Origin of the sequence: Pseudomonas palleroniana (genome assembly GCF_003031675.1) — a bacterium.
Classification (GTDB): domain Bacteria; phylum Pseudomonadota; class Gammaproteobacteria; order Pseudomonadales; family Pseudomonadaceae; genus Aquipseudomonas; species Aquipseudomonas palleroniana.
On the sequence record NZ_PYWX01000050.1, the window covers coordinates 112176 to 134607 of the forward strand.

At 61.3% G+C, this 22432-nt stretch carries 16 protein-coding genes and 1 pseudogene; 1 reads left to right on the forward strand and 16 read right to left on the reverse strand.

What is annotated here, in order from left to right; all coding sequences use genetic code 11:
• Positions 1 to 5: 5 nt before the first annotated feature.
• The 10 genes from C9383_RS17260 to hutC all read right to left on the reverse strand — a co-directional run bounded on the left by C9383_RS17260 (position 6) and on the right by hutC (position 12465).
• Positions 6 to 1415, reverse strand: coding sequence for an amino acid permease (locus tag C9383_RS17260; protein WP_060754581.1), 1410 nt, complete (start codon positions 1413 to 1415; stop codon positions 6 to 8).
• Between the two features lie 184 nt (positions 1416 to 1599).
• Positions 1600 to 3138, reverse strand: a complete 1539-nt coding sequence (gene hutH / locus C9383_RS17265; RefSeq protein WP_090367339.1) for a histidine ammonia-lyase — start codon at positions 3136 to 3138, stop codon at positions 1600 to 1602.
• 39 nt (positions 3139 to 3177) lie between these two features.
• Positions 3178 to 4686 carry an HAL/PAL/TAL family ammonia-lyase gene (locus tag C9383_RS17270; protein WP_090372268.1) on the reverse strand — a complete coding sequence of 503 codons (1509 nt, stop codon included), beginning with the start codon at positions 4684 to 4686 and terminating at the stop codon, positions 3178 to 3180.
• 130 nt (positions 4687 to 4816) lie between these two features.
• A complete protein-coding gene (locus tag C9383_RS17275) occupies positions 4817 to 5641 on the reverse strand; it encodes a quaternary amine ABC transporter ATP-binding protein (protein WP_090367341.1) in 825 nt (274 codons plus the stop codon).
• Positions 5638 to 6489, reverse strand: a complete 852-nt coding sequence (locus C9383_RS17280; RefSeq protein ID WP_060754583.1) for an ABC transporter permease — start codon at positions 6487 to 6489, stop codon at positions 5638 to 5640. The genes C9383_RS17275 and C9383_RS17280 overlap by 4 nt, the downstream gene beginning before the upstream one ends.
• A gap of 72 nt (positions 6490 to 6561) precedes the next feature.
• Positions 6562 to 7527, reverse strand: a complete 966-nt coding sequence (locus C9383_RS17285) for an ABC transporter substrate-binding protein (protein WP_060754584.1) — start codon at positions 7525 to 7527, stop codon at positions 6562 to 6564.
• A gap of 69 nt (positions 7528 to 7596) precedes the next feature.
• Positions 7597 to 9057 (reverse strand): purine-cytosine permease family protein, encoded by a 1461-nt coding sequence (locus tag C9383_RS17290; RefSeq protein ID WP_090367343.1) that lies wholly within the window; start codon positions 9055 to 9057, stop codon positions 7597 to 7599.
• Between the two features lie 53 nt (positions 9058 to 9110).
• The gene (hutU, locus tag C9383_RS17295; RefSeq protein WP_235594026.1) at positions 9111 to 10796 is read right to left on the reverse strand and encodes a urocanate hydratase; all 1686 of its coding nucleotides are present in this window, start codon (positions 10794 to 10796) and stop codon (positions 9111 to 9113) included.
• Positions 10797 to 11197: 401 nt separating this feature from the next.
• Positions 11198 to 11758 carry a HutD/Ves family protein gene (locus C9383_RS17300; protein ID WP_090367346.1) on the reverse strand — a complete coding sequence of 187 codons (561 nt, stop codon included), beginning with the start codon at positions 11756 to 11758 and terminating at the stop codon, positions 11198 to 11200.
• The gene (hutC, locus tag C9383_RS17305; protein ID WP_235594029.1) at positions 11755 to 12465 is read right to left on the reverse strand and encodes a histidine utilization transcriptional repressor HutC; all 711 of its coding nucleotides are present in this window, start codon (positions 12463 to 12465) and stop codon (positions 11755 to 11757) included. Before hutC ends, C9383_RS17300 begins: the two co-directional genes overlap by 4 nt.
• A gap of 147 nt (positions 12466 to 12612) precedes the next feature.
• On the opposite strand from hutC, the gene C9383_RS17310 reads away from it, so the two are divergent.
• Positions 12613 to 13977, forward strand: coding sequence for a formimidoylglutamate deiminase (locus C9383_RS17310; RefSeq protein WP_090367348.1), 1365 nt, complete (start codon positions 12613 to 12615; stop codon positions 13975 to 13977).
• 131 nt (positions 13978 to 14108) lie between these two features.
• Here the strand turns inward: C9383_RS17310 and C9383_RS17315 are convergent, their stop codons facing one another.
• From C9383_RS17315 to C9383_RS17340, 6 genes and pseudogenes are all read right to left on the reverse strand, one after another.
• Positions 14109 to 14678 (reverse strand): lipocalin family protein, encoded by a 570-nt coding sequence (locus tag C9383_RS17315; protein ID WP_060754590.1) that lies wholly within the window; start codon positions 14676 to 14678, stop codon positions 14109 to 14111.
• Between the two features lie 30 nt (positions 14679 to 14708).
• Positions 14709 to 14963, reverse strand: coding sequence for a hypothetical protein (locus tag C9383_RS17320; RefSeq protein ID WP_060754591.1), 255 nt, complete (start codon positions 14961 to 14963; stop codon positions 14709 to 14711).
• A 176-nt stretch (positions 14964 to 15139) separates the two neighbouring features.
• On the reverse strand, positions 15140 to 16150 hold the full coding sequence (locus C9383_RS17325; RefSeq protein WP_060754592.1) for a class 1 fructose-bisphosphatase: 1011 nt from the start codon (positions 16148 to 16150) through the stop codon (positions 15140 to 15142).
• 96 nt (positions 16151 to 16246) lie between these two features.
• Positions 16247 to 17596, reverse strand: a complete 1350-nt coding sequence (locus tag C9383_RS17330; RefSeq protein ID WP_090367350.1) for a DUF3999 domain-containing protein — start codon at positions 17594 to 17596, stop codon at positions 16247 to 16249.
• Positions 17596 to 21113 (reverse strand): annotated as a pseudogene (locus C9383_RS17335) (DUF2339 domain-containing protein). Before C9383_RS17335 ends, C9383_RS17330 begins: the two are co-directional and overlap by 1 nt.
• A gap of 172 nt (positions 21114 to 21285) precedes the next feature.
• Positions 21286 to 22218, reverse strand: a complete 933-nt coding sequence (locus C9383_RS17340) for an IS110 family transposase (protein WP_090365966.1) — start codon at positions 22216 to 22218, stop codon at positions 21286 to 21288.
• Positions 22219 to 22432: the final 214 nt, after the last annotated feature.

Here is a 22432-nt window from a genome sequence, read left to right on the forward strand (position 1 = left end):
CTAAGTTAACGATGAGACAGAACCGACTCGTAATGGACCTTGGCCGCTTGTCCGGCAGCAGGCTTGACCCACAGCAGGTAAGCCACCACCAACAACACGATCCATACAGCCCCGACCAGCAAAGCGGCCTGGGTGTCCGGGAAGTACCCCAGCACACCAAACACGAACAGCATGAAGACGATGGCCGCAGCCGGCGCATAGGGCCAGAACGGCACCGGGAATTTCAACTCGGCCACTTGCTCCCGGGTCATGGAACGGCGCATGGCCACCTGGGTGAACAGGATCATCAGCCACACCCACACGGTGGCAAACGTGGCAATCGAGGCGATCAGCAGGAACACGTTTTCCGGGATCAGGTAGTTGAGCACCACGCCGCCGAGCAACGCCGCGCCCATCACCACCACGGTCATCCACGGCACGCCCTGCCGGGACAACCGGGCAAACCCCTTTGGCGCCTGCCCTTGCTGGGCCAGGCCGTACATCATGCGACCGGCGCCGAAGATGTCACTGTTGATGGCCGACACCGCCGCCGAAATCACCACAATATTGAGCAGGGTCGCTGCCGAGCCGATGCCGAGGTTGCTGAAGATCTGCACAAACGGACTGCCCTGACTGCCGATCTGCGGCCAAGGGTAGATCGCCATCAACACCAACAAGGTCAGCACGTAGAACAACAGGATGCGCAACGGCACGGCGTTGATCGCCTTGGGGATCACGCGTTGCGGGTCTTTGGCTTCACCGGCGGTGATGCCGATGATTTCAATGCCACCGAAGGCGAACATCACCACCGCGAACGAGGCGATCAAGCCACCGACGCCGTTGGGCATAAAACCGCCATGGGCCCAGAGGTTGCTCAGGCCACTGGCCTGGGTTTCACCGGCCGAGTGAATGCCCAAGAGCATGATGCCCAAGCCGCCGAGGATCATCGCGACAATGGCGCCGACCTTGAGCAGCGACAGCCAGAACTCCATTTCGCCAAAGACTTTGACGTTGCACAGGTTCAGGCCGCCGATCAGAAACACGATGCCCAGCACCCAGACCCAGCGCGCAACTTCCGGAAACCAGAAGCCCATATAGATGCCGAAGGCGGTGACGTCGGCGAGGCAGACGATGATCATTTCAAACGCGTAGGTCCAACCGAGGATGAAGCCGGCCATAGGCCCCAGGTAAGTACTGGCGTATTGGCCAAAAGAGCCGGCCACCGGGTTGTGCACCGCCATCTCGCCGAGGGCGCGCATTACCATGAACACGGCGGCGCCGCCGATCAGGTAGGCCAGGAGCACGGCAGGACCGGCCATCTGGATGGCGGAGGCGGAACCGTAGAACAACCCGGTGCCGATGGCCGAGCCGAGTGCCATGAAGCGAATATGTCGAGCTGAAAGCCCGCGTTTCAAACCCTTTTCTTGCTGGTGCATTTCTCTTCCCTAATTATTCTTATCCCGAGAAAAACCGAGCCTGTAGTGAGCGGGCTTGCCCCGCGCTGGGCGGCGAAGCCGCCCCGATACCAGGCACCTCGGTCTATCTGAAGAACCGCGGCGCCCTTGTTGGGGCGGCTTCGCCACCCAGCGCGGGGCAAGCCCGCTCACTACAAGTTTGCGGTTAGAGGCTTGGCAACAACTTGGCCGGCACCAGTTCATTCAGGCAGCGGCTGGCGAGCAGTTCGCTGGCGGCATTGATATCCGGGGCGAAGAAGCGGTCCTTGTCGTAGAAACCGACTTTGGCGCGCAGCAGGCCGCGGGCTTTTTCCAGTTTCGTCGAGGTTTTCAAGCCATCGCGCAGATCCAGGCCCTGGCACGCAGCCAGCCATTCCACTGCCAGGATGCCACGGGTGTTTTCAGCCATTTCCCACAAACGCTTGCCGGCAGCTGGAGCCATCGACACATGGTCTTCCTGGTTGGCGGACGTCGGCAGGCTGTCGACACTATGGGGGTGGGCCAACGCCTTGTTCTCACTGGCAAGCGCCGCCGCCGTCACCTGGGCGATCATGAAGCCGGAGTTCACCCCGCCATTGCCCACCAGGAACGGCGGCAGTTGCGACATGTGCTTGTCCATCATCAACGAGATACGACGTTCGCTCAGGGAGCCGATTTCGGCGATGGCCAGGGCGATATTGTCGGCAGCCATGGCCACCGGTTCGGCGTGGAAGTTACCACCGGAGATCACGTCGCCTTCGGCAGCAAATACCAGTGGGTTGTCCGACACGGCATTGGCTTCCACCACCAGCACGTCGGCAGCCTGGCGGAACTGGGTCAGGCAGGCGCCCATGACTTGCGGCTGGCAGCGCAGGGAGTACGGGTCTTGCACTTTGTCGCAGTTCTGGTGCGACTTGGACACTTCGCTGCTGTCGCCCAGCAGGTCACGATAGGCCGCTGCCGAATCGATCTGCCCACGCTGGCCGCGTGCCGCGTGAATGCGCGCATCGAACGGCGAGCGCGAGCCGAGCACGGCTTCCACGGTAAGGCCACCGCACGCCAGGGCGCCGGCGAACAGGTCTTCGCCTTCGAACAGGCCACGCAGGGCATAGGCCGTGGACACCTGGGTACCGTTGAGTAGCGCCAGACCTTCTTTGGCGGCCAGGGTCAGTGGCGTCAGGCCGGCGATTTTCAGCGCTTCGGTGGCTTCCAGCCATTGGCCCTTGTAACGCGCCTTGCCTTCGCCGAGCAGCACCAGCGACATATGGGCCAATGGCGCCAAGTCACCGGAGGCACCCACCGAGCCTTTAAGCGGAATGTGCGGGTACACCTCGGCGTTGATCAGCGCGATGAGCGCGTTGATGACCTGGCGGCGAATCCCGGAGAAGCCACGGCTCAGGCTGTTGACCTTGAGCACCATGATCAGCCGCACCAGCGCATCGCTGATCGGCTCGCCGACGCCGGCGGCGTGCGACAGCACCAGGGAACGCTGCAGGTTTTCCAGGTCTTCGCTGGCGATACGGGTCGAGGCCAGCAAGCCGAAACCGGTGTTGATGCCGTAGGCGGTGCGGTTCTCGGCGAGAATCTGCTCCACGCAGGCGACGCTGGCATCGATCTGCGCCGTGGCGCTGTCATCCAGGCTGAGGGTTACCGGCTGTTGGTAGATGGCCCGCAGTTGGGCAAGACTCAGTTGGCCTGGAATCAGATTTAGCGCAGTCACATTCATACTCCTTGTGAATTATTCTTTTGAATACGGGATAGGGGTTCAGTGCAAATTCGGTAGTGCAGTGTCTTTGAGCAACTGGGCGGCGGCTGCAATATCCGGCGCCAGCCAGCGATCCTGCTCGTACGCGGGGACCACTTCACGCAGCAAACGCCAGGCTTTGTCGGTGCCTGCGCCGAAGCGCTGATCTTTGAGGAATTCAAATGCCTGGGCCGCCAGCAGGTACTCGATGGCCAGGATCTGGGTGACGTTGGCCAATAGCTGATGCAGTTTGAGCGCAGCGTTGGTGCCCATGCTCAGGTGGTCTTCCTGCAGGCCCGAGGTGACGAAATTGTCGAGCACCGCCGGTTGCGCCAACTGACGGTTCTGCCCGCACAGGGAAGCGGCCACGTACTGCACGATCATCATCCCGGAGTTGACGCCGGGGTTGCTGACCAGGAATGCCGGCAACCCGCTGACATGAGGGTTGATCAGGCGGTCCAGGCGACGTTCGGCCACCGAGCCGATTTCGGCCATGGCAATCCCCAGCAGGTCGGCCGCCAAGGCGACGGACTGGCCGTGAGGATTGGCCTGGGACACAACGCGGTAGTCGTCCGGCGTGCCGAGCAGCAACGGGTTGTCAGTGGCACTGTTGAGTTCGGTTTCGATCTGGCGGGTAGCATGTTCCACTTGATCACGCGCCGCGCCGTGGATCTGCGGGATCGAACGGATGCTCAGCGCGTCCTGGGTGCGGATGCCTTTGCTGCTGGCGATCACCTCGCTGCCGTCGAGCAAGGCGCGCAGGTTGATGCCGACCTGTTGCATGCCGGGGTGCGGTTTAAGCGCGATGATTGCTTCGTCGAAGGCATCCATTTGCCCGCGCTGCGCCTCGAAGCTCATGGCCCCGATCACATCGGCCCATTGCAGCAGATGATGGGCATCGGCCAGGGCCAGGCAGCTGAGGCCGGTCATGCACGGCGTGCCGTTGACCAGGCACAAGCCGTCCTTGGCGCCAAGCGTCACCGGCTGCAGACCTTCCGCGTCCAGGGCCTGTTGCGCCGTGACGATCCGGCCGCGATAGCTCACGTTGCCAACCCCCAGCAAGGCCACGCCGACATGGGCCATGTGGGTCAGGTAGCCCACCGAGCCCTGGGACGGTACTTGCGGCGTGATGCCGTGGTTGAGCAGCGCCAGCAGCGAATGCACCACCTGCGGGTGCAGGCCGGATTTGCCATGGCTGTAATTGATCACGGCCGCGCAAATGATTGCGCGGGTCTGTTCGTCACTCAGCACCGGGCCCACGCCACAGGCATGGCTTAACAGCGTATTGCGCGACAGTTGGCTGAGTTGCTCACCCTTGAGCGACACATTGCACAGCGCGCCCAGGCCGGTGTTCACGCCATAGGCGCGCTCACCGCTGGTGACGATGCGCTGCACGATGGCCTGGGCATTGTCGATCCGCGCCCAGGCCTGCCCCGAAAGCTCGAGTACCGCGCCGTGACGGGCCACGGCGACCACGTCCTGCCAACGCAGCGGAGCGTCGGCGATGATGATTTTTGCAGGCTGGGACATCTTCATACCTTTTGATCGTTCCCACGCTCTGCGTGGGAGTGCCGCCTGGGACGCTAGGCGTCCCGCTGTAGGGAGTGACGCAGAGCGTCACGGGATGCATTCCCACGCAGAGCGTGGGAACAATCATCATCTAGACCACCGCCGCCCGCCGCTGAACAAACCGGTCCACATACTCGTCCGCCGGTGAATGCAGGATCTCCCGTGGCGTACCGACCTGAATCAGCTTGCCGTCCTTGAGGATCGCAATGCGGTTGCCGATGCGCACGGCCTCATCGAGATCATGGGTGATGAACACGATGGTTTTGTGCAGGGTCTTTTGCAGCTCCAGCAATTGGTCCTGCATCTCGGCGCGGATCAGCGGGTCGAGGGCGCTGAAGGCTTCGTCCATCAGGATGATGTCGGTGTCGGCCGCCAACGCACGCGCCAGGCCCACGCGCTGGCGCATGCCACCGGAGAGCTGGTGCGGATATTTTTTTTCGTAGCCTTTGAGGCCCACGGTTTCGACCCAGTGTTGGGCACGTTCAGCGCAGACCTGCTTGCTTTCGCCGCGCACTTTCAGGCCGTAGGCGACATTGTCGAGCACACTCTTGTGGGGCAGCAGGCCGAAGCTTTGGAAGACCATGCTGATCTTGTGTCGACGGAATTGGCGCAGGGCCTCCATGTCCAGTTGCAGGATGTCTTCGCCGTCCACCAGGATCGCGCCGCTGGTAGGGTCGATCAGGCGGTTGAAGTGGCGTACCAGCGTGGACTTGCCGGAGCCGGACAGGCCCATGATCACGAAGATCTCGCCGGTGCCGATGCTCAGGGACAGATTGTTCACGCCGACCACACAACCGGTCTCGGCCAGCACTTGGTCTTTGGTCTTGCCCTGGCCCACCAGCGCCAGGGCTTCCTGGGCGCGGTTGCCGAAAATCTTGAAGACGTTTTTAACTTCGATTTTGCTGACGGTAGTCATTTGCTCGCCTCATGCCGTGGACGCCCATAGGCCTGGGTAATGCGGTCAATGACCACTGCAAGAATCACGATCGCGAGGCCCGCTTCAAGGCCACGGCCGACGTTGAGAGTCTGGATGCCGACCAGCACATCTTCGCCCAAGCCACGGGCGCCGATCATCGAAGCGATCACCACCATGGACAACGCCATCATGGTGGTCTGGTTGATCCCGGCCATGATGCTCGGCAGGGCCAGCGGCAGTTGCACACCGAACAGTTGTTGCCAGCGGTTGGCGCCAAACGCGTTGATGGCCTCCATGACTTCGCCGTCAACTTGGCGAATCCCCAGGTCGGTGAGACGAATCAGCGGCGGTGCGGCGTAGATCACCGTGGCGAAGATCGCCGGCACCTTGCCCAGGCCGAACAACATCAGCACCGGGATCAGGTACACGAAGCTGGGCATGGTCTGCATGATGTCCAGCAACGGCATCAATACCGAACGCAAGCGGTTGCTGCGCGCCGACAGAATGCCCAAGGGAATGCCAATCAGCACCGAAATCACCGTGGCGACCATCATCAGCGCCAGGGTTTGCATCAGTTTGTCCCACAGGCCAACCGCGCCCACCAGGAACAGCAGGCCAACGATGACGGCAGTGGTGACCACTTTGCGGGTGGCGTGCCAGGCGACGCCTCCGACGATGACCAGCATCAGCCACCAGGGGGCTGCGCGCAGCAAGCCTTCCAGGTTGACGATGGCCCATAGCAGGGTGTCGGAAATGTGCCGGAACACATCGCCGTAGTTGGTGACGAGCGAGTCCACCCAACCGTTGACCCAGTCGGCAATGGAAAACGTAAAACTCTCAGGAAACATAGCGTGCTCTCGGTCCAGTGGGTTGCGGGCAGGCGCCCGGCTTGCCCCTCAGGGTAGCCGGGTGCGCTTGACCTACAAGGCCGCGTCGATTTTCTTGGCTGCGTCGTCGCTCACCCATGCGTGCCAGACTTCAGGATGTTCCTTGAGGAACAGTTTCGCCAGTTTTGGCGAGTCAATTCGCTCTTTGGCCATGCGGCCCAGGTTCTGGTTCAGCAAGTCGATCGGCAGGTTGACCTTCTCCAGCACGGCCACCAGTTCCGGCGCCTGCTCGTGGAAGGTCTTGGACAAGCCGACCTTGATGCTCACGCTTTTATCCACACCCGGTTTTTCTTCCAGCTTGACCAGGTCGACCTGGCCCATCAGCGGCGTCGGCGACCAGTAGTAGAACAGGATCGGCTCGCCACGCTTGTAGCTCGACAGCACCGCCGCATCCAGCGCGGGGCCAGTGCCCGGACGGAAGTTGGTGTAGGTGCTTTCCAGGCCGTAGCTTTTGAGCATTTCGCTGTTGTCCAGCTCACAGGTCCAACCGGCCGGGCAGTTATAGAAACGGCCTTTGGACGGCTCTTCCGGGTCCTTGAAGACCGAGGCGTATTGGGCGAGGTCGGCGATGTTCTTCAGGCCCGGCGCCTTGGGTTCCAGCTTGCGCTTGGCGTCGCCTTCGATCACGTAGCGCGGCACGTACCAGCCTTCGATAGCGCCGACCACAGGCGCACCGACGCCGACGACTTTGCCGGCCTTCTCGGCTTTGTTCCAGACTTCGCTGCGGCCGACCCACTCTTCGGCAAACACTTGGATGTCATTGCTGCTCAGGGCGTTTTCCATGGTGATGGAGTTGCCCGGCAGGCTGTCGGTTTTGCAGCCGTAGCCTTTTTCAAGCACGGTTTGCAGGATGTCGGTGAGCAACATGCCGCTTTCCCAGTTCAGGCCGGCAAACTTCACCGGTTTACCGGATTCGCACCAACCTGCTGCCTGGGCACCAGCGCTGGCGAGTAAACCGGCACAGAGCACGCTGGCCAGCAGGGTCTTATTCATTTTCATTGTTGTAACGCTCCCAAACTTGAAATGGATTACGGCAGTCAGTAGGCATCCTGCCCTGTCCACGTCCCATCAGGCTTGTGCAGCCAGCCCGTTTGTCGTTGTTGGTGTAGCGCCCTGCTCTACCGGCAGGATCAGGTGGTCGGGTACCGTGCCGTGCCATTTTTTCGCACACACGTAATACAGGGCCGCCGGCAGTACCAGGCCGATGATCCAGGAAATGTCCACGTCCCCCAGGGCGGCGACCAGGGGACCGGTGTAGAACTTGGTGGAGATAAACGGCAACTGCACCAGCACGCCGAAGACATAGACGCTGATACCGAGCAGGTTCCAGCGACCGTAACGACCGTTCGGGTCGGCCAGCGCCGGCACGTCATAGCGCTCGCGGGTAATGCAGTAGTAGTCCACCAGGTTGATCGCACTCCAGGGCGTAAAGAACGCCAGCAGGAACAGGATGAAAGACTTGAACGCACCGAGGAACGAATGCTGGCCGAGCAACGCGATCAGGGTTGCGGTGCCGACAATGACCAGCACGAACACCAGGCGCTGCAGGCGCGTGACCTCCAGGCGACCGCGAAAGCCGCTGATGATGGTCGCAATGCACATGAAACTGCCGTAGGAGTTCAGCGTAGAAATGGTGACCTTGCCGAACGCGATGCTGAAATACAGCAACGCAGCGGTGGCCCCCGTACCGCTCAAGCCAACGATGTAGGCCACTTCGTGACCGGCGAACTGCCCGTTGGACATGGCTGCCGCGAACACGCCGAGGATCATCGCCACCTGCGCGCCGACGACCGAACCTGCGCCGGCGGCGAAAAAGGTTTTCACCGATGACGTCTTGCTCGGCAGATAACGCGAGTAGTCCGCCACGTAAGGGCCGAAGGCGATCTGCCAGGAGGCCGCGAGCGACACCGCCAGCAGAAAACTGCTCCAGCTGAAGTGGCGGATCTGCAGCAGAGCGCCAATGTCGGTCTGGCTCATCAGGCGACTGAACAGGTACACAAAGGCGACCACCCCAATCACGCTGGCGACACGGCCGATGAAGTGGATCACGCGGTAACCCAGGACCGTGACCAGCACGATGACACTGGCAAAGAGCAGGATGCCGACGCTGTCGCTGACCCCGAACAACTGGCCCAGCGCCTGACCGGACAACACCGTCCCGGTGGCGGTGAAGCCGAGGTACATCAGACAGACCAGCACGATCGGGATGGCTGCGCCATACACGCCGAACTGCACCCGGCTGGAGATCATCTGCGGCAGGCCAAGCTTGGGCCCCTGCGCCGCATGCAACGCCATGACGCCCCCGCCGATCAGTTGGCCGATCAACAGACCGATCAACGACCAGAACACATCACCGCCCAGCACCACGGCCAGGGCCCCGGTGACAATCGCGGTGATTTGCAGGTTGGCACCCATCCACAGGGTGAACTGGCTAAATAGACGACCGTGTCTTTCCGCTTCCGGGATGTAGTCGATCGAACGCCTTTCGATCAACGGGGTGGTGCTTGCACGTGCGTCATTTGCAGCCATGTGTGTTCAACCTCTGATGGATTGTTTTCTGGTTGATTGCCCGTCAAATGGGGTTATTTGATCATCGGGAGATTGAGGCCCTGTTCCTTGGCGCAGTCGATCGCGATCTGGTAACCGGCATCCGCGTGACGCATCACGCCGGTTGCCGGGTCGTTGTGCAGCACGCGAGCAATGCGCTCGGCCGCTTCATCGGTACCGTCGCAGACGATCACCATGCCGGAGTGCTGGGAGAAGCCCATGCCCACGCCGCCGCCGTGGTGCAGCGAAACCCACGTTGCGCCGCTGGCGGTGTTGAGCAAGGCGTTGAGCAACGGCCAGTCGGAAACGGCGTCGGACCCGTCCTGCATCGATTCGGTCTCGCGGTTCGGGCTGGATACCGAGCCGGAGTCCAGATGGTCACGGCCGATCACCACCGGTGCCGACAGCTCGCCGCTGCGCACCATTTCGTTGAACGCCAGGCCCAGCTTGGCGCGTTGGCCCAGCCCAACCCAACAGATACGTGCCGGCAAGCCCTGGAAGCTGATGCGCTCGCGGGCCATGTCCAGCCAGTTGTGCAGGTGGGCGTCGTCCGGGATCAGCTCTTTGACTTTGGCGTCGGTCTTGTAGATGTCTTGCGGGTCGCCGGACAGCGCCGCCCAACGGAACGGGCCGATGCCACGGCAGAACAGTGGGCGGATGTAGGCCGGTACGAAACCTGGGAAGTCGAATGCGTTTTCCACGCCTTCTTCCTGGGCCATCTGGCGGATGTTGTTACCGTAGTCGAACGTCGGGATGCCTTGCTTCTGGAATTCCAGCATGGCTTTGACATGCACGGCCATCGACTGCTTGGCGGCCTTGATCACGGCAGCCGGTTCGGTCTTGGCGCGGGCGCGGTATTCGTCCCAGGTCCAGCCGGCCGGCAGGTAGCCGTTGAGTGGGTCGTGGGCGCTGGTCTGGTCGGTGACCATATCCGGGCGCACGCCACGCTTGACCAGCTCCGGCAGGATTTCCGCAGCGTTACCCAGCAAGGCGATAGAGATGGCCTTGCCTTCCTTGGTGTATTTGGCGATGCGGGCCAGGGCGTCGTCGAGGTCGGTGGCCTGCTCGTCGACATAGCGGCTGTTGAGGCGGAAGTCGATGCTGACCTGCTGGCATTCAATGTTCAGCGAGCACGCGCCGGCCAAGGTGGCAGCCAGGGGTTGCGCGCCGCCCATGCCGCCGAGGCCGGCGGTGAGAACCCAGCGGCCGGTAAGGTCGCTGTTGTAGTGCTGGCGACCGGCTTCGACGAAGGTTTCGTAGGTGCCCTGGACGATGCCCTGGCTGCCGATGTAGATCCAGCTGCCGGCGGTCATCTGGCCATACATGGCCAGGCCCTTGGCATCCAGTTCGTTGAAGTGTTCCCAACTGGCCCAGTGCGGCACCAGGTTGGAGTTGGCGATCAGCACACGCGGGGCATTGCTGTGGGTCTTGAACACGCCGACCGGCTTGCCGGATTGCACCAGCAGGGTTTCATCGTCATTGAGTCGAGTAAGGCTCTCGACGATCTGGTCGTAGCATTCCCAGTTGCGCGCCGCACGACCGATGCCGCCGTACACCACCAATTCTTTCGGGTTTTCGGCCACTTGTGGGTCGAGGTTGTTCATCAGCATGCGCAGTGGCGCTTCTGTCAGCCAGCTTTTGGCGGTGAGTGTGTTACCGCGGGCCGCGCGGATTTCGACGTCACGGTATTTTGTAGGCTTGGCTTTAGAAAAATCGGTCACGACTGAACTCCTCGGCATGATGCGCGAACTGGGATGGTGCGAAGGAGAGTCTTACGCACACATCTTTACTTGTACATACAAGCATATGCAATCAAGCGGCCAACTTTTTGGAGGTGCACTGCAGGTTTTTTTTGAAGGCGTGCGCAAGCCTTGAAAATCAAGGCTTCGAGACATGGTGAAATTTCTTACGAGGAGGTTTTACAGGCCGGGGTTTTTGTCACGACGGCGTGGCTTTGCGCCACGCTGGGGCGTTCGGTAACAAACTGGTGCGCGGGTTGGAAACAGATCTTGAGAGCAATGGGAAACAAATGTGGGAGGGGGCTTGCCCCCGATTGCAGTGGGTCAGCTACAGATAAACTGACTGATCCACCGCTATCGGGAGCAACCCCCCTCCCACAGTTTTAACCGAGTGGCGTCAGTTCGATCAGGCAGCAGCGGCCTGTTACAGCGATATCCAGCAGGCCGGTGTTACCGTCGATTTGCAGGCAATCGTGATGGCCCAGCGTCTGGTCCAGCACCTTCACCTCATCGGCGACGCTGAACACCAACACCGTCTGCGCCGTACTGAAAAAACGTTGCACGCCATCCACCCACTGCAACCTTGCGTGGTAACGCTGTGGCGAATAGATCAGGTTGAAATCACGGATCGGCCCCGTAATCAGGCGGCATGACACCTCGCTTTCACCCTTGAACGCGAACGGCTGCAACGGCAACAACCCGCGCTGCTCTTCACCATCCACCGTCAGCACCATGCCTGCACCTTTGATCACCGTGATCACGCGCTGATAGCCGGCAAAGGTCGAGAAGCCACCGGATTCGCCAATATCGGCAATCGACAGGCGCCAGCCAAAACCCTCCAGGCCAATGCCTGAGTCGCGGGTGATTTCTTCGGTGCTGCCACCGCCGTTTTTCCACGGCATGCGCACGTAATCGGTGGCGCGCCAGACTTTCACTGCACTCATTTACTGAAACGTCCTTCCAGGCTGTGACGGGAACCAGGATGGATCAACCGCGCCGCCGTTACCGGCTGACGGCCCGACCAGGTACGCCTGCGAATCAACAGGCACGGCTCGCTCGGTTCGATCTGCAACAACTTGCACTCCTCGGCGTCAGCGAGGATCGCCTCGACCACGTGCTCGCCCTCGGTGAGCGGCGCGACCTGGTTCAAATACGCGTAGGGCGTTTGCAGGGTGAAATCCTGTTGCAGGTATTCCGGGGCGACCAGGGCGTTGACGAAACGGTCTTCGATTTGCACGGGAATATCGTTTTCGAAATGCACGATCAGCGAGTGGAACACCCGCCCGCCTTCGCGCATTTCCAGGGCGACGGCGCGTTCGGAGCCGGCCGCTTCTTCGCCCAGGTGGATGACCTTGCACGTGTGCCGATGACCACGCGAGGCGATCTCATCGGCAATGTTGTGCACTTCAAACAGCGCCGACTGGCTCTTGGGCTCGGCAACGAAAGTGCCGACGCCTTGCATGCGTACCAGCAAACCTTCGGCGGTCAGTTCACGCAGGGCGCGGTTGATGGTCATGCGGCTGAAGCCCAGCTCGCTGACCAGTTCACTCTCCGACGGCACACGGTAATGCGGCGGCCAGTTGCCGGTGAGGATTTGCTGGCTGATCATCTGTTTGACGCGGGCATACAAGGGCGCCGGACTTTCGTCCATGTGGGCAGCCAGCGAAGAGTTGGCGGGCGGAGTCGGCACAGGGAATCCTTGCAGGGGGAAAAGATGCATAGATTGCCGGAGTTTACCGAGCAGGCAAACGTCTGTATATGTATATACAAATAAACACACGACCGGGGTGCCTTGATCATGTCCGCTTTCTTTGCCGAACGCGCGCTGCTGCCTAATGGATGGGCCAATGATGTACGTCTTGAAGTCGGCGCCGATGGGCTGCTGACAAAGGTTGAGGTCAATGCCAGTGCAGACGCTGCCGAACGGCTGAGAGGCCCGATGCTGGCCGGTATGCCGAATCTGCACTCCCATGCGTTTCAGCGCGCGATGGCCGGCTTGGCGGAAGTGGCAGGCAACCCGAATGACAGTTTCTGGACCTGGCGTGACTTGATGTACCGCATGGTCGGCAAGATCAACCCGGACCAACTGCACGTTATCGCCCGCCAGCTGTACATCGAAATGCTCAAGGCCGGTTACACCTCGGTGGCCGAGTTTCATTATGTGCACCATGACGCCAGCGGCCAGCCATACGCCGACCGCACGGAGCTTTCGCGGCAGATCAGCCAGGCGGCAGCGAGCAGCGGCATCGGCCTGACGTTGCTGCCGGTGCTGTACACCCACGCAGGCTTTGGCGGCCAGGCACCGAATGACGGCCAGCGACGCTTTATCAACAGCACCGAAAATTACCTCGACCTGCAGGCGCGGCTCAAACCGATTCTTGCAACGCAACCGGCGCAGGCGCTGGGCCTGTGCTTTCACTCCCTGCGTGCCGTCACGCCACAGCAGATCAGTGCTGTCCTGGCCGCCAGCGACAAGGACTGCCCGGTTCATATCCATATCGCCGAACAGCAGAAAGAAGTCGACGACTGCCTGGCCTGGAGCGGCAAGCGCCCACTCCAGTGGCTGTATGACAACGTCGAGGTCGATGAGCGCTGGTGCCTGGTGCACGCCACCCATGCGGATGCCGACGAAGTGAAACGCATGGCACAGAGCCGCGCAATTGCCGGTTTGTGCCTGACAACTGAAGCCAACCTGGGTGACGGCATTTTCCCGGCTGTGGATTTCCTTGCCCAGGGCGGGCGCATGGGCATCGGTTCCGACAGCCATGTCTCGCTGAGCGTGGTGGAAGAGTTGCGTTGGCTGGAATATGGTCAACGCCTGCGTGACCAGCGGCGTAACCGCTTGTACCGCAGTGATCAGCCGATGGTTGGCCGCACCCTGTTTGATGCGGCATTGGATGGCGGCACCCAGGCGCTGGGGCAGCCGATTGGTCGCCTGGAAGTGGGCAAGCGTGCGGATTGGATTGTGCTGGACGGCAGTGATCCGTATCTGGCGACTGCGGTAGACGACGGCATTCTCAATCGCTGGCTGTTTGCCGGCGGTGATCGCCAAGTGCGCGATGTGCTGGTGAACGGGAAATGGGTGGTGCGCGATGGTCATCATGCCGGCGAGGAAGAAAGCAGCCGGGCGTTCACGCAAGTCTTGAAGGATTTACTGAGCTAACTGGCGACATATGACAAATGTGGGAGCGGGCTTGCCCGCGAATGCGGTTTTTCAGTCAGAACATCTGATACTGATACACCGTATTCGCGAGCAAGCCCGCTCCCACATTTTGTTTAGCGATACTCTCAGTTTTATTGCGAGGTCTTGGCCATCTGTTTGTCCGACGTACGCCAGATCAACCGCGTGGTGTCATACCCCTGCTGTCGCGCCCTGCTCAGCAAGTCTTCGCGGGTGTCGGCACTCACCGTCGGCGTGCGTGACAAGATCCACATGTAACGCCGGCTCGGGCTGCCGACGATGGCCGTCTTGTAGTCATCGCTGACGTACAGCACCCAATAGTCGCCCTTGGCGACGCCCGGCAGCAGCGACGTGAACCAGTTATTGAATTCGACCCAGAGCTTGTCGGTCTTGCCCGGCACTTGCGGCGTGGCCGTGCCCTTGGCTTCTTCCCACTTCCACTCGCTCGTCAGGCAGCGGTTGAACACCGACATGTCACCATCCGGCAGCAGGGTGTAGCGGGCTTCGGACTGTGCGCAGTTGCGCTGGAAGTACATCGGCAATCGGGCCAACTCATACCAGGTGCCCTGGTAACGCTTGAGATTGACGTTGCTCGCGGTCTTGGGTTGCAGATCGTCGCCAGAATGGCTGGCACAGCCCGCCAAAAACAGGCTGGCGCAAAGGCATAAAACAAAACGCATCATTCTTCTTCTCCCGCAGGCTCGCGCCCCGGTTTACTTCAGGCCTTGCCCGGAAAACATCAGAACTTTGTCACCGGCGTACTGCACGCTGATAAAGCTGTTTTTATCACCCCACGTGCAACTGGACATACCCAGCGCACCGGAGCAATCGGTCGGCTTGCCCAGCAACGACTCAACCTCGGCCTTGGCCATGCCGGCCGACAGCTTCGCGTAGTTTTCTTGAGTGACCTTGCTGCAAGCGGCTAAGAGCACGCAAAAAGCCAACAAGGCGAGACGGCGTAGAGACATGGAAAAGCTCCTGGAGAGACAAAGCAGCTGGGGTATCTGCCAGAAGCTTAGAAGGGAAAACAGGTGTCTGGTTCCCGATAGGCAAAAACAAAAAAAGCCCCGAAACGCTGAAACGTTTCGGGGCTTCTTCAAGGGTGATCCGGCTCACAACAACGCGGATAACCGGTCGCTGCAACTTACTGCTTGTGGTAAGCCGTCACACGCTCAACTTCTTCCTTCGAACCCAGGAATACCGCCACACGCTGATGCAGGCCTTCAGGCTGGATGTCGAGGATACGCTGGTGGCCGTCGGTAGACGCACCGCCCGCCTGCTCAACCAGGAAGGACATCGGGTTGGCCTCGTACATCAGGCGCAGTTTGCCCGGCTTGGAGGGTTCGCGGCTGTCACGTGGGTACATGAACAGACCACCACGGGTCAGGATACGGTGCACGTCAGCCACCATCGCAGCGACCCAACGCATGTTGAAGTTCTTCTTCAACGGGCCTTCTTCGCCTTCCATCAACTCGTTCACATAGCGCTGCACGGGAGCTTCCCAGTGGCGCTGGTTGGACATGTTGATGGCGAACTCCTGGGTGGACGCCGGGATGGAGATGTCCTCGTGAGTCAGAACGAAGCTGCCCATTTCGCGGTCCAGGGTGAAACCTTTGACGCCGTCGCCCAGGGTCAGCACCAGCATGGTCTGCGGGCCATAGATCGCGTAGCCGGCAGCGACCTGCTCGGTGCCTGGCTGCAGGAAAGCCTTCTCGTTCAGGGCTTCGTTCTGGCTCAGGTATTCATTCGGACAACGCAGTACCGAGAAGATGGTGCCGACCGGAGCGTTGATGTCGATGTTGGACGAACCGTCCAGTGGGTCGAACACCAACAGGTACGCGCCTTTCGGGTATTTGCCCGGGATCTGGTAGGCATTGTCCATTTCTTCGGACGCCATGCCGGCCAGGTGACCGCCCCATTCGTTGGCTTCGAGCAGGATCTCGTTGGACAGTACGTCGAGTTTCTTCTGCACTTCGCCCTGGACGTTTTCAGTGCCCATGCTGCCCAGAACACCACCCAGTGCGCCCTTGGAAACGGCGTGGCTGATCTCCTTGCAAGCACGCGCCACCACTTCGATAAGGAAGCGCAGATCGGCAGGCGTGTTGTTGCTGCGGGTCTGCTCGATCAAATAGCGACTCAAGGTAACGCGGGACATGGAAGGCTCCGAAGAATGGGGGGCTTAAAAACCCGCGCAGTTTAACGCGAGTCGAGGCTTAAATCCTCTAATCAGAGGATTTAAAGCCAATAGAGTTCAGGGGGTACCCTGAGGCTTGCGCAACAAACTGTAGGCCATGGCGCCCAGTGCCGCCACGCCCAACAGGAGCACAGCCCACAGGCCCAACTTCTTCCAGTCGCTACCTACCTCAGGCGAAACGGCCACGGCGGCGGGCTTGACCACAACCTCTCCCGTGACGCTGGCCTGGCCCAATGCCTTGAGCCGTTCGGCACTGTAGTCGGGAATCAACGTGGATAACGGCAAATTCGCCGCCTTCACCGAAGCATTGCCGAGCGCCAGAGTAAACGGCGGCTCACCCCGCGCCAGGAACACCAATTGCGTGGAGCGCACGGCAAACCGCAGGGCCGGTGCTTCGACCCCCAGACCGCCGCCCCGCTCATCCACCTGCAACTTGAGCTGCGCAACGGCCACGCCCGGCAATTGCAACTCATTCTGCACCACGTCCTGGCCATTGCGGGTCAGGCGATACAACAAACCATTACTCAGCGGCTGCCACGCTTGATTGGCCTCAAAGCGCCCGGCCAAGGTCACAGGGGCCAACGTGTTGGGTTGCTTCAACTCGACGCGCAAGCGCTCGACATGCAGGCCCGTCGGCAACTGCCAGCTGTATTCGCCGGCGTTGAGCCGCGTGCCCGACAACGGCTGCGACCACACCAACGGCAGCGGCAGGCTGCTGCTGGTCGCGCTGACCAGCTTGGCCGAGGTCAACTGCGGCGCGGCTTGGCCCTGCCAGACCAGACGCAGATAGCGTGCCGACTGCCCCGGCAGACTCACGTCATGCTGCTCGACCCGCTCGTCGGCAAACGACAAGCGCGCCACTTGGCCATCACCCCAGGCTTGCCAGTGTTGCAGGTCATCACTGGCTTCAATGCTGAAACGCTGGAAGCCATCCTGCTCGCGGCTCCAGTCAAGGCTCAGTTGCTGCAACGGCGCCTTGATCGCACTGGCGTCCAGCACCCAGCCGCGCAGCACCTGTTTCTCTGTCTTGATGGCCGGGCGCACCTCCAGCAAGGTGCCCTCGGTGGTGGATTTCATCACCACGCCGGGCAACGCTTGCTGCGCATCAGCGGCGTACAGCGGAAACCACTTCACATCGGCAACGTCGCGGCTTTCAGTACGCTGCGCCGATTGGCGCGACAACGCATAAGCCTGTGGCTCCCCTGCGGCGTTGAACACCCGCACATCACTGAGATCGGCCTGCCGCGCACTCAACTGCACCGCCAGCGGCAGCTCAAGGCGATACCAGGGGCCATTGCCGCTCACGGCCAGCGGCACCTGCGTGGTGAAGTCAGCCGGCCCTTCCTGCGCGTAAACCGCCGAACACAGCAGCCCTACCATCCACCCAGCCAGACTCAGCTTGCCCATCAAGAAGACGCTCCTTCGGTTTGAATCACAGGTTCGGCGCGCTTGGGCGGCAGCGGTGCAAAGTAGCCCACCACCAGCAACAGCCCGCCGACGCCGATAAACGACACGATCCGCGCCAGACCGCCGCGGTTACTCAGTTCGACAAAGAACAGCTTGGCCACCACCACCGCAATCAGCGCCGCGCCGATCAGCCACACTTCGCGACGATGGCGCAGGTGACCGCCGATCATCAGGCCGAGGGCGATCAGGGTCCAGACGATCGACAGTCCGGCCTGCACCAGCATCGACTCCAACAGCGCATCCCAGTGAAACGGCACGCCGCCCCAATGGTGGGCGGTGCGCATCACCAATGCCGTCAAGAACGCAAACAGCGAAACACCCGCGACACCCTGGGCGATCAGCTCAGCCTGCGGCCCGCGTTGCGGCGCCACGCTGCGCGACCACAGGTACACCCCCAGCAGCGCGAACAGCAAGCCTAGATCCAACGGGTTGAGCAGCGGCACATAAGGCAGAGGCCTGGCCGTGCCGTCGCTGAAGATATTCGCCAGCCAGAACCAGCCAAGCATCAACACCGCCAACGGCAATGCCGCCAGCACGCGATATTCACGCGGATAAGCCGCCACCGGCCACGGCCAACCGCGTGGCGCGGCCGCCAGCACCAGATACAGGCTCGGCAGAACGGCCCAACCCAGCCAGCGCCAGGCGTTGTACTCGCTCGACAGCAACAACAAGCCGTAGCGCAATTCCAGGGCCAGCACGCCGATCAACATCCAGCAGCCAACCACATGAGCGATGCTCAACACCTTGCCTGGCACCACCGCAGCCAAGCGGCGCAGCGCAATGAAATGCACCGCGAACACCGCCAGCCAGGCCAGCCAACCGTAGTGGGCCGCCGGGTGGTAATAGGCATGGGCAGACACCAGCAACACCAGGCCCGCCGCCGGCATCAGCAAGGTGCACAGCATGCCCAGCGAGGCCCAGCGCAGGCGTTCGGCCAACAGCGCCCAAATCGCCACGCTCACCGCGGCAATCGCCAGCAGGAACGGGCCTTGCAGTTCCTCGGGGATAAACCGCAACACTTCACCGATCAATGCCAGCGCCCACCAGGCGGCACCCCACACCAGCAACAAGTCGGACAGGCGTTGCAGCTTCAACACGGTAAATACCGGCGCCTGGGGTTCGCGCTGCAAGCGCCAGGCGCCGACCAGAGCAGCAAGGCCCAGCACCATCGGTGTCCAGAACCCACTGTGGGCCAACGGGCGCAAGCCGTCGCCGGTCATGGGCCCGAGCAGCTCCGGCACCGCCAGCAGGAAGGAGGCGCCGCCGACCAGTTGCAACAGCAAGCCAAACACGAAGCTGACGCGCTGTTGCAGGTGCAGGCTCAACCAGATGATCAACAAACCACTGGCCGCCCACACACCGCTGGCACTTTCCCAGGGCAGTACAAACAGCACCGCCAGGTTTATCAGCACCAGCCCCGCCAGCAATACCACCGACAATCCACGCAGCAGCCGCACATCGCTGCGCACCTGGTCATCGCGCGCAGCCAGCAACATGCCGCCCACCAAGGCCAGGCCAATCAGCGACGCGCTCATCAGGCCGCTCCAGCCCGCATTGAATACCGCCGCCCCATCACCCCCCTGCAGACGCAACAGGAACAACGCGCCGCCCAGCAACTGCACGGCGAAGGCGGTGAACAGGAAAGTACGCGAGCCGATGCGCAACCCAATCCACAACGTGACCAGACCGGCCATTGCCCAACTGATGGCCGTGCCTTGGGTCAGCAAAAACAATGGTGCAAGCAGGTACAAAGCACTCAGGCCCAGGCTCGCCAGCACCGGCAAGCCTTTGCGCTCCCACACCGCCGTCTGCTCGGCCGATGCCTTGCGCAATTGATCAAAGCTGAACAGTAACGCGGCGCCCAGTAGCAATGCCCCCAGCGGCGCGCCCTCAAGCAAGGTCAGGTCGCCCACCCGTAGTTCACTGAGGAACGCCAGCGCCGATCCCAACTGCAGCAACAGGCCAAACGCCCGCGCCAACGGTCGCTGCTGACGCAGGCCAAGCCAGACGATCCCGGCGCCTTCCACCGCCCAGGCTGCGGCTGTCCAGCGCGCATCCAGGCCCAAGGGTATCGCCAGGCTGGCGAAGATTACCCCCAGCGCCAGACAGGTTTCCGACAGTAACAACGCACGCCCGCCACTGAGCCACCGGGCCAGGCCCATGTAGATGATGCCCAGGCCCAATGCGCTGAAAGCCGCGGCAAACTCCAGATGCTGCACCAGCGCGAACTGCAAGCCAAACCCCACCAGCGGCGGGCCGAACAACAGGCTGCCATCAACGTAGTTGCCCTTGGCCGCCGACCAGCGCAACAAGGCACCCCGACTGTCGTCCTCGGGGGCGTCGCTCATCTCCAGCAATTTGCGGCGGGCGAACAACAGGCCGATCACCAGGTACATCAGGAAGAACAGAATCAGGAACGGCTCGGTGCTCCATAGCAGCTCCGGCGTATACGAGCGCATGCCCCAGGCAAAACCGATACCGAAGGTGCCGACAAACCCGATCAGATCCAGCAAGCGCCAAGCCTTGAACCAGGCGATGGCGAGGATGCCGGCATTCAGCAAGGCGAAATAGCTGAACAGCGCCACATGGTTACCGGCGCCGGTAGAGGTGAGGATCGGCGCGGCAAAACCACCCAACGCCGCCGCGCAAGCCAAGCCGAGGGCGTCCTGGGTAACCGCCAGGATCGCCGAGAACACCGTGACCGCCACCAGCAGGCCCAAGGCCGCACCCGGGTCAATCAGCGGGTGCAGACGCATCGCCGCAAAGACGGTCAGGTACAGCACCGCGATCCCGGTGCCTTGCAGCATCAAACCGTAATTGCTATTGCGCAGCCGCAGCCACCAGCCCAGGCCCAGCAGGCCGACGGCGGCAGCGGCAACACCGGCGTAACGCAGCTCGATCGGCACCACCATGCCTTCTGTGGCGTAGCGCAGCAGGAACGCCAGGCCGAGAAACAGCAGCACCACGCCGACGCGCAATACGGTATTACCGCCGAACAGCCAATTGCGCGCACCGCTGAGGGCGCGTTCGATCAGGTTGGGGCCACGGGGGATGGCAGGCTCTGCTGGGCGAGGCGCCGGCGTTGATGCCCAGACGTCATCCGGCAACGGTTGGCTCGCTTCGGCGACCACGACCATAGGGGCGATTTCGGCAGGCAGTTCCCAGACCAGCTCGGGCGCCTTTATAACCGGTGCCGGCTCAGGCGCGAGCGGTTCGATGCTCACATTGTTCGTCGGCGCAGGGACTTCCAGTTGCCGCAGGCGCTCACCCAGTGCGATCAGCGCCTTCTGCGTGGTTTCCAACTGACCCGCCTGCTGTTGCGCCTGGGCCGCCAGCTGCGACAGGCGAATCGCCTGGCCAATGCCCAAGCCCAGCAGCGCACCGATGCCGGCATCACTGAACGACTCGTCGAGTGTCCAGCCGAGCACCAGGCAATCAGCATGAAAATCCATTGCATGGTCGATATCCCTAAGCAGCCCGAGGCGGGCAAACCGGCGCTCAGTATATCGACCAGGATCTAATGTGGGAGCAACTGTCTAAATGGATTCAATTCAGAAGTCATATTCATAGGCAGCAAGACTCCCACAGCTCTAGGCCATGCAATGCTGAACGAAAGAGCTGCTGCCGTGCTAAGCGGTGTGCTCTTTCCATTCAGTGCCGTCACGCAGCATCGCGTTCAGGCGTACCAATAAAACGCGCATACAGGCGATCAGTGCAACCTTGGCGCATTTACCTTTATCACGTAACAACTGGTATCGAGCTTGGAATTCCGGCTGGTCCCGAATGATCACCCAGCAGGCCATATACAGTGAGCGGCGGGCTGCAAATCTTCCGCCACTAATGTGGCGTGCACCTTTGTGCTTTCCGCTGTCGTTGTTGTAGGGCGCGAGGCCTGCAAGTGCCGCGATCGGGCGTCCCCCGATTTCGCCCAACTCGGGAAGGTAAGCCATAAGGCTGCTGGCCGTAATCAGCCCAATTCCCTTGACCGAGCACAGTCGAGCCACCTTTTCGCGATCTAGCTCGTTCGCACTTTGACGAATCAGCTGATTTATCGCTTCCACTGCTGCGCTCAAATACTCGATATGGCTCTGCAATGCAGGCTTCACCGCATCGCAGGACGCCGTTTTCAGGCGCCGCCTGTCGTCATCTCTTTGCTGAACAAAATGCTCTCGCTGCTGGACCAATGCGCGCAGTCTTTCATGCTCAGGGCTTGTGATTCGGGCGCTTGGCGAGTCTATGACGGCTGCAAATTGTGCAAGAGACTTTGCGTCTATCGGGTCGGTTTTGGCTTTTTGGCCCATCGCTCTGGAAAACGCTTTGGCGCGACGAGGGTTAACGCAAATGACCTGAAGGCCAGCCGCTTGCGCCGCTTTAACAACGTTTCGCTCGTAACCGCCCGTCGCTTCCACCAACACGCGGCTGACCTGGTAAAGCCGCAGCCATCCAATCAGCGCCGGCAAATCTTTCTCAGTATTTGAACAACTTACCCCAGCCTCAAGTAAATGAATCCGAGCCTCGAGGCTGTCTTTGGAAACATCAATGCCTGCTGAATAGGAAAACATGGCCAAATCCTCTTACACTCAGGGTGAGAGCGCTCTGGCTTGGCCCACGCTTGTAACTGTTCGAGGTGGGCTCGTTCAACTGTTCGGGCTCATGTCCAGAGCGGAGAGGTGAGTAGCAGCATGGGCTCCCACACGTGCTTTGAGCACTCGGGGCATTCAGCTTGCTACTCACCGCTCTCACCCTCAGTTTATTCCTGACTTAAGACACAAGGGG

Bases quoted from the DNA above. Each gene is read 5' to 3' on its own strand.
- C9383_RS17260 (WP_060754581.1), bottom strand. From the start codon at position 1,415: ATGCACCAGCAAGAAAAGGGTTTGAAACGCGGGCTTTCAGCTCGACAT.
- hutH (WP_090367339.1), bottom strand. From the start codon at position 3,138: ATGAATGTGACTGCGCTAAATCTGATTCCAGGCCAACTGAGTCTTGCC.
- C9383_RS17270 (WP_090372268.1), bottom strand. From the start codon at position 4,686: ATGTCCCAGCCTGCAAAAATCATCATCGCCGACGCTCCGCTGCGTTGG.
- C9383_RS17275 (WP_090367341.1), bottom strand. From the start codon at position 5,641: ATGACTACCGTCAGCAAAATCGAAGTTAAAAACGTCTTCAAGATTTTC.
- C9383_RS17280 (WP_060754583.1), bottom strand. From the start codon at position 6,489: ATGTTTCCTGAGAGTTTTACGTTTTCCATTGCCGACTGGGTCAACGGT.
- C9383_RS17285 (WP_060754584.1), bottom strand. From the start codon at position 7,527: ATGAAAATGAATAAGACCCTGCTGGCCAGCGTGCTCTGTGCCGGTTTA.
- C9383_RS17290 (WP_090367343.1), bottom strand. From the start codon at position 9,057: ATGGCTGCAAATGACGCACGTGCAAGCACCACCCCGTTGATCGAAAGG.
- C9383_RS17300 (WP_090367346.1), bottom strand. From the start codon at position 11,758: ATGAGTGCAGTGAAAGTCTGGCGCGCCACCGATTACGTGCGCATGCCG.
- hutC (WP_235594029.1), bottom strand. From the start codon at position 12,465: ATGGACGAAAGTCCGGCGCCCTTGTATGCCCGCGTCAAACAGATGATC.
- C9383_RS17310 (WP_090367348.1), top strand. From the start codon at position 12,613: ATGTCCGCTTTCTTTGCCGAACGCGCGCTGCTGCCTAATGGATGGGCC.
- C9383_RS17315 (WP_060754590.1), bottom strand. From the start codon at position 14,678: ATGATGCGTTTTGTTTTATGCCTTTGCGCCAGCCTGTTTTTGGCGGGC.
- C9383_RS17320 (WP_060754591.1), bottom strand. From the start codon at position 14,963: ATGTCTCTACGCCGTCTCGCCTTGTTGGCTTTTTGCGTGCTCTTAGCC.
- C9383_RS17325 (WP_060754592.1), bottom strand. From the start codon at position 16,150: ATGTCCCGCGTTACCTTGAGTCGCTATTTGATCGAGCAGACCCGCAGC.
- C9383_RS17330 (WP_090367350.1), bottom strand. From the start codon at position 17,596: ATGGGCAAGCTGAGTCTGGCTGGGTGGATGGTAGGGCTGCTGTGTTCG.
- C9383_RS17340 (WP_090365966.1), bottom strand. From the start codon at position 22,218: ATGTTTTCCTATTCAGCAGGCATTGATGTTTCCAAAGACAGCCTCGAG.